The 9,749-nt window shown below is 45.8% G+C and carries 8 protein-coding genes; 5 read left to right on the top strand and 3 right to left on the bottom strand.

Translation table 11 applies throughout. The features are described 5' to 3' along the window. From PLA23_RS00315 to PLA23_RS00305, 3 genes are all read left to right on the top strand, one after another. The coding region (locus tag PLA23_RS00315) for an APC family permease (protein WP_324473524.1) at positions 1–865 on the top strand (865 nt) is incomplete at its 5' end. Positions 866–926: 61 nt separating this feature from the next. Next, the gene (locus PLA23_RS00310) at positions 927–2,285 is read left to right on the top strand and encodes a TrpB-like pyridoxal phosphate-dependent enzyme (RefSeq protein WP_324327787.1); all 1,359 of its coding nucleotides are present in this window, start codon (positions 927–929) and stop codon (positions 2,283–2,285) included. Further along, on the top strand, positions 2,282–3,421 hold the full coding sequence (locus tag PLA23_RS00305) for an ATP-NAD kinase family protein (protein WP_324327789.1): 1,140 nt from the start codon (positions 2,282–2,284) through the stop codon (positions 3,419–3,421). Before PLA23_RS00310 ends, PLA23_RS00305 begins: the two co-directional genes overlap by 4 nt. Here PLA23_RS00305 and pfkA read toward each other — a convergent pair. The 3 genes from pfkA to PLA23_RS00290 form a co-directional block, all read right to left on the bottom strand. Continuing rightward, positions 3,390–4,379, bottom strand: a complete 990-nt coding sequence (gene pfkA / locus PLA23_RS00300; RefSeq protein ID WP_324327790.1) for a 6-phosphofructokinase — start codon at positions 4,377–4,379, stop codon at positions 3,390–3,392. The two genes, PLA23_RS00305 and pfkA, sit on opposite strands and share 32 nt — an antisense overlap. Positions 4,380–4,447: 68 nt before the next feature. Then, positions 4,448–4,900 carry a Swt1 family HEPN domain-containing protein gene (locus PLA23_RS00295; protein ID WP_324473522.1) on the bottom strand — a complete coding sequence of 151 codons (453 nt, stop codon included), beginning with the start codon at positions 4,898–4,900 and terminating at the stop codon, positions 4,448–4,450. 17 nt (positions 4,901–4,917) lie between these two features. After that, on the bottom strand, positions 4,918–5,445 hold the full coding sequence (locus PLA23_RS00290) for a hypothetical protein (protein ID WP_324473520.1): 528 nt from the start codon (positions 5,443–5,445) through the stop codon (positions 4,918–4,920). 274 nt (positions 5,446–5,719) lie between these two features. Here PLA23_RS00290 and PLA23_RS00285 point away from each other — a divergent pair, with 274 nt between their 5' ends. Beyond that, a complete protein-coding gene (locus PLA23_RS00285; protein WP_324473518.1) occupies positions 5,720–8,212 on the top strand; it encodes a DUF3536 domain-containing protein in 2,493 nt (830 codons plus the stop codon). Positions 8,213–8,254: 42 nt separating this feature from the next. Next, positions 8,255–9,748 (top strand): 4-alpha-glucanotransferase, encoded by a 1,494-nt coding sequence (gene malQ / locus PLA23_RS00280; protein ID WP_324473516.1) that lies wholly within the window; start codon positions 8,255–8,257, stop codon positions 9,746–9,748. The last annotated feature ends 1 nt before the right edge of the window (position 9,749 follow it).

Here is a 9,749-nt window from a genome sequence, read left to right as displayed (position 1 = left end):
TTTTTTCGGGATGCGACTAACCGGTGGGATTCAGATGGCGGTGGTTGGTGCAACCATAGCAATTCTTGTCGGGGCGGTTGCAGGGAGCATACATGCCATCGACCCTGCACACTTCACTCCCTTCATGCCATACGGATGGACACGTGTGGGTCATGCAGCAACCCTTATTTTCTGGTGTTTCCTCGGTTGGGAAGCCATCTCTCATGTAACCGAGGAGTTTGCAGATCCCGGACGGGATGTTGTCAGAGGGACCATCATCGCCTCGGTTATCATCAGTATTCTGTATCTTGCAACCGCCTGTGCCGTCATTGGAACAGGCAGTTTTGGACCAGGTATATCAGAAGTCTCCCTGATACACCTGATACAACTCTCCTATGGTACCTCTGGTGTTCTTATCGCAGGAATTATTACATTATTTATTACAACCGCCCCTGCAATTGCCTATACCGGTGCAGCTGCCCGTCTCTCCTATGCTATTTCCCAGGCAGGATATGCCCCCCGCCAGTTCTCAGTCCTCCATACGATATATCAGACCCCGGTGGGAGGGCTTATCTTCCTGTTCTGCTGTTTCTGCAGTATTTTGGGAGTATACATCAGTGGAATAATCACGCTTGATGTGCTCATTCAGATACCCAATTCGACATTTATTCTCACTTATTTTGCAGGATGTGCAGCCGGACTTGTCCTTATGAAAGATAGTCCTGCAGGAAGTCTGGTCAGTGCGATCTCCCTGATACTCACCGGGATTATTTTCTGTTTTACCGGATGGGCGATGATCTGGCCGGTTATTCTAATCGGTCTCTGGATAATGTATATCAGAAAACGGAGATCTTCTCTTCCATCACATCCCACGGATTCTAACTGAACGACCTTCGCACATTCGAACACCAATGTATAAATATGTTCATTGATAAACTAAAGTATACATGGATACCAAGATCATTCTCGATGAGAACGAAATGCCAAAAAAATGGTATAATATTCAGGCAGACCTGAAAACACCCCTTGATCCGCCAATGCACCCCCAGACCAAAAAACCGGTCAGGCCGTCGGATCTTGAGCTAATCTTTCCAAAAGAACTTATAAAACAGGAGATGTGCCAGGATCGGTACATTGATATTCCAGGTGAGGTTCGGGATATCTATACCCTCTGGAGACCATCCCCTCTCTATCGGGCGTTCCGGTTGGAGAAAGTACTGAAGACACCGGCGAAGATTTATTACAAGTATGAAGGGGTAAGCCCGCCCGGGTCGCATAAACCAAACACCGCCATTGCCCAGGCATATTACAATATGAAAGAAGGGATTGAGCGGATCGCAACCGAGACCGGTGCAGGACAATGGGGTTCATCTCTTGCCTTTGCAACCCAGCTCTTTGGGTTGGAGTGCAAGGTCTACATGGTAAGAGGCAGTTATGATCAAAAGCCATACCGAAAGATGATGATGCAGACCTGGGGTGCCACCTGTGTGCCGTCACCCTCCCCAGATACAAACTCCGGACGTGCCATTCTTGCAAAGGACCCTGATACCCCGGGTAGTCTTGGCATTGCAATATCTGAAGCGGTTGAGGATGCAGCAACCCATGACAATACTAACTACTCACTTGGAAGTGTCCTCAATCATGTCTGCCTGCACCAGACGATTATCGGACTTGAGACACAAAAGCAGCTTGAGATGGTGGATGAAACCGCAGATGTCGTGATTGCATCAGCCGGAGGAGGATCAAACCTTGCCGGCCTTTCTTTTCCTTTTGTAAAGGATAAGATTGACGGGAAGAACCCTGATGTTGAGATCATCGCGGCTGAGCCGGCCGCATGTCCATCCCTGACGAAAGGAATGTATGCCTATGATTATGGGGATGTAGCCGGATTGACCCCTCTTCTGAAGATGTTCACGCTGGGTCATGACTTTATTCCGCCGTCGATTCATGCCGGAGGCCTCCGGTACCATGGTATGGCACCCCTGGTATCACACCTCCACGCGGATAAGCTGATAGATTCAACGTCTGTCTACCAGAATGAGGTATTTGATGCAGCGGTACTGTTTGCTCGTGCGGAAGGAATTATTCCTGCACCAGAGTCTGCGCATGCCATCCGGATCGCCATCAACAAAGCATTGGAATGTAAAAAGAGCGGTGAGGCAAAGACCATCGTCTTTAACAACAGCGGGCATGGTCACTTTGATCTCTCAAGCTACGAAGGGTACTTCGCAGGATCACTCGTGGATTATGAATATCCTGCAGAGCTCATCGCACAGTCCCTAAAAAACCTCCCTGCTCTGTCATGATGAAGATCGGGTTTATCGTCAATCCCTACGCCGGAATGGGAGGAGCGGTAGGCCTGAAAGGGACTGATGGAAAGATTGATGAAGCAATTTCCAGAGGTGCTGTCAAGGAATCACCTGCGAAAGCAACCCGGTTTTTATCCGGTATAACCAGGAAAGATATCCACTTTTTTACAGCTGCGGGTGAGATGGGAGAAGTTGAACTAAAGGATGCCGGATTTTCCTATACCTGTGTATATCATCCTCAATATCCGTCTGGCACAGGGAAACGAACCACTGCTGACGATACCTTGCATACATGCAGGGAATGTATCCGTAATCAATGTGATATTATCATTTTTTGTGGGGGAGATGGAACTGCCCGGGATGTGTTTTCATGTACCGGTCGTGATACGCTTATTCTTGGCATCCCCACCGGAGTAAAGATCTACTCTGGGGTATTTGCAACATCTCCTGAATCTGCTGCACGTCTTCTCTCTCAATGGGATAAAACCTCCAGTACGGACGGTGAGGTCATGGATGTAGATGAAGAAGAGTACAGAAGAGGACATCTGAATACAAATCTCTTTGGATATGCAAAAATCCCTTCAGCACCGATTCCCTGCCAGTCCTGTAAACAGATATCCGGTGGTGATACCGGACGGGCACTTGAAGAGATTGCATCTTTTATTACAGAGATTATGCGGGATGATACCCTCTATCTGCTTGGAGCCGGGACTACTACCGGAGCAGTCGCAGAACGCCTTGGAATCAGCCATACTCTTCTTGGTATTGATGCAATATTTCAGGAAAGAGTTGTCGGGAGTGATCTGAATGAATCACAAATCCTCCGACTTCTTGATTCTTATGAACGGGTAAAGATTATCCTCAGTCCTATCGGGGCTCAGGGCTTTATTCTGGGAAGAGGAAACCAGCAGATAAGTCACCGGGTCCTTGCACGAACCGGAAGAGATGCCCTGATTGTGATTGCAACAGAAGAAAAATTAAAAAATACCAAAAGTCTCTATATCGATACCGGAAACCCGGAGATGAATGCAGTATTTGGAGACACCATACAGGTTATCTGCGGGTACCGGATGGCAATCAGGGCACCTCTGAACAGAGAAACTATTTTGTCAGGATCTGTGCCAGCCGGATAATATTCGGTTCAGGTTTCTGCCTCCCGATTATGACTTTATCAAAAGGAGTCAGAACAACGCTCCTTTTTACTTCTCCAACCATCACCCCTGCATGGCCTTTCGTATAGGCATACACGGCACTAACGCCGAGTTTTGCTGCAAGAACCCGATCACGGGCAGTGGGGCTTCCACCACGCTGAATATGGCCAAGGACTACCACCCGTGATTCGATGTCTATCTGTTCTGACACTTTTTGTGCTATATGAAAGCTGTACCCCGGCCGTTCACCTTCAGCAACTACAACAATCGCATATCGCTTTCCTGCAGAAAAAGCATCTGTAAGCCGGATACAGAGATCATCAATCGCATTCTGATCCCCCGGCAGAACAAGGTATTCGGCCCCGCCGGCTATCCCACTCTCAACGGCAATCAGATCCGATGACCGGCCCATCACCTCTACAAAAAACAGCCGCCCGTGTGAGATTGCAGTATCCCGGATCTTATCAATTGCTTCAAGGGCGGTATTGATTGCTGTATCAAACCCGATTGAAAAATCTGTGCCAGGTATATCATTATCTATAGAACCGGGAATACCAATTGCCGGAATACCGGTCTCGTCATTGAGCAGGTCAGCTCCGCGAAAAGAACCCTCTCCTCCGATAACAAGAATTGCATCAATACCTGCGTTCTTCAGATTTTCAGCAGCTGTTTGCCGGCCGGCGGGGGTTTTAAACTCTTCTGAACGTGAGGTTCCAAGAACCGTTCCTCCCTGATGGATAATATTTGCAACATGCGATCGATCCATCAGGAAAAAATCCCCTTCAATCAATCCTGAAAACCCCCTCCTGATCCCGACCACCTCGATCCCAAGTTCATGTGCAGCACGATATACAGCCCTGATTGCTGCATTCATCCCAGGAGCGTCACCACCGGAGGTAAGAATCCCAATTCGTGACAACCCTGGCGTCCTGTCGTTCATAGCAGGAATATATCAGAGTGATATATAAAGATAATGAAAGAATGCTTGAACCACTTAATTGAGAAGAATTATTTCCGAATCCTATCCAGGATATCGGTGGCATATAATCTGAGTCTTTCAAACTCTTTTCTTGTCAGGGGACGGGAATGAGCAATTTTCTTTCTGATCGGATCCAGCTCGCCAAGTTTACTATAGACGGTTTTTATCTCCTCAAAGGAGAAGATATCTGAAAAAAATTCATGATTTCGACCCTTTTCAAGAATTTTTTTCAGATCTGTAAAATCGCAGTACTCTATCAATTCATAGGTTCCGATCGATATCGGATTATTCTCTTCAGCATCCTTTCGTTTCTTCATTCCCTCCAGAACATCTGCAGGAATTTTCGTCTGTAGATTATCCATGTGTGGTTTCATTATCCGTTGCTGGATAAGGTCCCGCATCATCCGTTCAAGAGTATACAGCAGTTCATATCCGGCAATGTTAAAGGAGATCTCCTGATCACTCTCCAAAATCTCATCCAATTTTGCCTCAATTGCCTTTAGGTCTGATTTAACTCGTCCTTTTTCATTTTTTTAGACAACTCAGGAATGATTCTGATGACTTCGGATAAGGCCCCTATCGGAGAGACGGTGAGGGAAATCTGAGGAAAAAGTGTTAAATCTGAGGATATCTTTGATTTTTGCCGAATAAAATCAGAATACACCCCATTATCTGATCCATTCCGCCCCTCTGTCAGCTGCTGACGAAGTGCCTTTGCCGTTACATGAGAGAGGTCAAAGATATTTGCTATTTCCAGTGCCTTTTTCAGGGCATATTCAAGAGATCCTGAGTACCTTGCTACAATCTCCTTGTTTGAAACCGGAACAGATACCATCTCTTCCTCTTCAGTCGTAAGGAGGGGGTGTAATGCCTCCTGAATCTCCGAATGTGTGTCTTTTTTAAGTTCTTCAAGTATCCGGGAGAAAAACGGGGGCGGAAGGACATTCTTATACTGATTTAGTAAGGAAACTGCACGAAGTTTATCTTCACTCCTCCTGCTTGCCATGAACGAGGAGATAGTAGCCATGATCGTCTGAACCTGGTTATTACGTGTATCTGGGTTCATACATCCAATTAAAAGAGTACTGGCATAGATATATATGTTTTTTGGCTCCATCAGGAAAAAAAGGATGGAGATCTCACTTTTTTAATGGACCACCTCAATTTTCCCTCGCAGAGTAATCCTGCCCCGGAACACCGGTATGAAAACAAAACTATCAAACCATGAGACGTTTCATACAAGATGAAACTGTACGATTTCATAAAGTACATGTTCGTCTGAACCATGGCAGGGTGAGCATATGAACCGATATATCTGCATTCATGGGCATTTTTACCAGCCCCCACGGGAAAATCCCTGGCTGGAAGAGATCGAGATTGAGGAATCTGCATTCCCGTTTCATGACTGGAATGAACGGGTGACAAATGAATGTTATGCACCGAATGCAGCATCACGAATCCTTGGCCCCGAACGACAGATTATTGATATTGTCAATAATTACTCAAAAATCAGTTTTAATTTTGGGCCTACCCTTCTTTCATGGCTGGAAATCCATAATCAGGAGGTCTACCAGGCAATCCTTGAGGCCGATAAGACGAGCATAAAGGCATTTTCAGGTCATGGCTCAGCAATCGCACAGATCTACAGCCATCTTATCATGCCTCTTGCAAACAGCCGGGATAAACAGACCGAAGTACTCTGGGGGGTCAAAGATTTTGTATACCGGTTTGGCAGGATGCCTGAAGGGATGTGGCTTTCTGAAACAGCGGTTGATACCGAGACCCTTGAACTTCTTGCCCTGCATGGTATCCGATTTACCATCCTTGCACCCCATCAGGCCTTACGGATCAGACGGATCGGAGATGATACGTGGACTGATATAAAAAATAACCTTGATATCACCCATCCATATCAGTGTTTCCTTCCCTCAGGACGATCCATTGCCATATTTTTTTACGAAGCTGCTATTGCCGGTGAGGTTGCATTTGGGAATCTCCTCGATAATGGTGATCAGTTCGTAAACCGACTCATCGACGCATTTCCCAATACGACAACAGATCCCCATCTCATCTCGATTGCAACCGATGGAGAGACATACGGACATCATCACCGATTTGCCGACATGGCACTCGCCTATACGCTTCATAAAATAGAATCAAAAAAACTTGCTCATATTACTGTGTATGGAGAGTATCTTGACAAATATCCTCCCCGGTATGAAGTTGTAATCGCCGAGAACACCTCATGGAGCTGTTCGCATGGGGTAAAAAGATGGGAGGATGACTGTGGATGTCGTGCCCTCTATGCATGTCTGATATCTGATACCTCGGTCTGTTACCCGGCTTCTTTTACCTCTGCAGTATCCCCCTATAATATCAAGCCCTGGAACCAGCGATGGCGACGTCCGCTTCGGGATGCTATCTCATGGCTTGTCAATGAACTTGCCATCCTGTATGAACGGGAGATGGAAGGACTCTTTCATGATCCCTGGCAGGTGAGGGATATCTATGGGGATCTTGTAATTCACCGGACACAAGAGGGAATAGCAGCGTTCTTCTCTGCATATGCCAAACGAACCCCTACAGCACAGGAGGTGACACGTTGTCTGAAACTGCTTGAGATGCAGAAGAATGCCCTGTTCATGCAGACCTCCTGCGGATGGTTTTTCGATGATATTGCCGGTATTGAGACGGTTCAGGTCATGATGTATGCATGCCGGGCGATGCAGCTTGCACGGGACGTAACCGGTACTGATTTTGAACCGGAATTTATCAGGATACTCGAGAGAGCATCGTCAAATATGCCTAATCTTGGAAATGGCGGAGATATCTATAAGAAATATGTAAAAACTGCTGTTTTTGATATTACCCGCGTAGCTTTTCAGTATGCCATCACATCCCTGATTGAAGGAAAGCCGGGAGAATCACCGCTCAGGCTCTATGATATCTTCTGTAAATCATATGAACGGGCGGAAACAGGTAATCTGAAACTGGCGATGGGTCATGCCCTTTTCAGATCTAAAAGTACCTTAAAAGAGTCAATCATGATGTTTATTGCTCTGCACATGGGCGATCATAACTGTATCGGCGGAGTTGGGACATATACCACTGAAGATGAGTTTGAAACAATAAAAGAGAGGATCTGGACAGCATTTACCAAAAGTGATCTTCCCGGGATGATTCTGTCTATAGACAGGCATTTTGACCTCCATTCATACTCACTGTGGCATCTCTTTCCTGACGGAAAACGAAACGTTATGTATACACTTCTCAACGATGCACTCCAGGATGTTGAATATGCATATAAACAGATCTACCGCAGATATTTCCCCTTTATCACTGCTATGAAGGAACTGAATATTCCAACTCCGAAAGCCCTTGAATTTCCGATTCAATACACCTTAAACAGGGAACTTATTGCTGCTCTTGATGAACAGATAATTGATAATGATAATATTGAGAGGATTTTAAATGATATGAACAGAGGAAATTTCGATACTGATACAAAACTTCTTGCAGTTCATGCGACACAGGCAATTTCCAGATTACTTAACACCATCGCCAGAGATCCCCTGAATATTGTATCTATTGCAAATACGAACCGGTTATTTCATCTTCTCTCTCCACTCTCCCTTACCATGGATCTCTGGTCATGTCAGAATACCTATTACCGTATTGGAGAGAGCATGTGCCATACGATGAGAGAAAAACTCAGGGATGGTGATGAACATGCTCAAGAGTGGGTACGGGAATATTCACTCCTTGGAGATTATCTGAAAGTCAGGTGTCAGTAACCCTGATTGCACATAACTATAATAAATATCAGGAGAATCTGAATGAAAACTCGCGGTAGTGGTATTCTACTTCATATTACATGCCTTCCAGGCCGGTATGGTATCGGTGATCTTGGTCCTGAAGCATACCGGTTTATTGATTTTTTGCAGACAGCAGGACAGCGGTACTGGCAGATTCTTCCGGTGCATCCGACCGATATCAGGTATGATAACTCGCCGTACCATGCTATCTCTGCCTTTGCCGGAAATCCACTCCTGTTAAGTCCGGAACTGCTTGTTGAAGACGGATATCTTGATCAATCAGATATTGAACCGATCAGTGCATTTTCAGATGAACATGTTGATTTTGCATCGGTTATCGCATACAAAGAACGGCTCTGTGATATTGCATACAACCGGTTTGCCTACTTTGGATCAGACTCAAAATTTTCTGAATTTTGCACTGATCAGGCCTGGTGGCTGGATGATTACGCACTGTTTGTCGCGATACGAAAACAATATCCTGATTCCCTCTGGTCTGAATGGCCGGTTGAATTAAAGAACCGGGACCAAAAGGCTCTGATCACATTTCAAAAGAGCCATGCATCCGTTATCGAACGGGAACAATTTCTCCAGTATATCTTCTCCATGCAATGGGAAGCACTCAGGGCACGATGTAAAAAAGCTGGAATTCGTATCATCGGTGATATTCCCATTTATCTTGATTATGACAGTGCAGATGTATGGACCTTCCCCCATCTTTTTCAGCTGGATGATGAGAGAAAGCCACGGGTCGTCTCTGGTGTTCCGCCTGATTATTTCAGTGCAACCGGTCAGGTATGGAATAACCCGCTTTATGACTGGAATGTTTTCAAGGAAACCGGTTTCTCCTGGTGGATACAGCGCCTTCGAAGAGAGTGTGTACTGGCAGATTATATCCGCATTGACCATTTCAGAGGGCTTGTCGGTTTCTGGGAGATTAAAGCAGGATCAGAGACAGCAATTGACGGTCGATGGGTTAATGCCCCGGTATGGGATCTCATCCGGACGCTGATAAAAGAATTTCCCTGTCTTCCGATTATTGCTGAAGACTTGGGTATTATCACACCGGATGTCAGGGAAATTATGCGAGAGTTTGATATTCCAGGCATGAAAGTCCTTGTCTTTGCATTCAGCTCTCCAACCGGTGATAATCCATACATCCTGCACAACATTCCAAAAAACTGCATCGTCTATACCGGAACCCATGATAACACTCCCGTGCGAGGATGGTATGACCAGGATGCAACACCGGCGGAGAAAGAACGATTATTCGCATATCTTGGACGAAAACCGGAAAGTCATGAAATTTCAGACATTTTCATTCGTCTTGCAATGATGAGTGGTGCGAATACCGCCATCATTCCGATGCAGGATATTCTCGGATGTGATCACACTGCACGGATGAATATACCGGGGACGAAAGAAGGGAACTGGAGATGGAGACTGAATAACGATTACCACGAATCTGATCGTGCACAAAAACTTCGTGAATATACCGTCATATACGGGCGATGAA

This window comes from Methanospirillum sp., from assembly GCF_035406105.1.
In the GTDB taxonomy this organism is placed as follows: Archaea; Halobacteriota; Methanomicrobia; order Methanomicrobiales; family Methanospirillaceae; genus Methanospirillum.
The sequence above is the reverse complement of the archived record's forward strand: the minus strand, read 5'-3'. Positions and strand labels throughout refer to the sequence as shown.

Bases quoted from the DNA above. Each gene is read 5' to 3' on its own strand.
- PLA23_RS00310 (WP_324327787.1), top strand. From the start codon at position 927: ATGGATACCAAGATCATTCTCGATGAGAACGAAATGCCAAAAAAATGG.
- PLA23_RS00305 (WP_324327789.1), top strand. From the start codon at position 2,282: ATGATGAAGATCGGGTTTATCGTCAATCCCTACGCCGGAATGGGAGGA.
- pfkA (WP_324327790.1), bottom strand. From the start codon at position 4,379: ATGAACGACAGGACGCCAGGGTTGTCACGAATTGGGATTCTTACCTCC.
- PLA23_RS00290 (WP_324473520.1), bottom strand. From the start codon at position 5,445: ATGGCTACTATCTCCTCGTTCATGGCAAGCAGGAGGAGTGAAGATAAA.
- PLA23_RS00285 (WP_324473518.1), top strand. From the start codon at position 5,720: ATGAACCGATATATCTGCATTCATGGGCATTTTTACCAGCCCCCACGG.
- malQ (WP_324473516.1), top strand. From the start codon at position 8,255: ATGAAAACTCGCGGTAGTGGTATTCTACTTCATATTACATGCCTTCCA.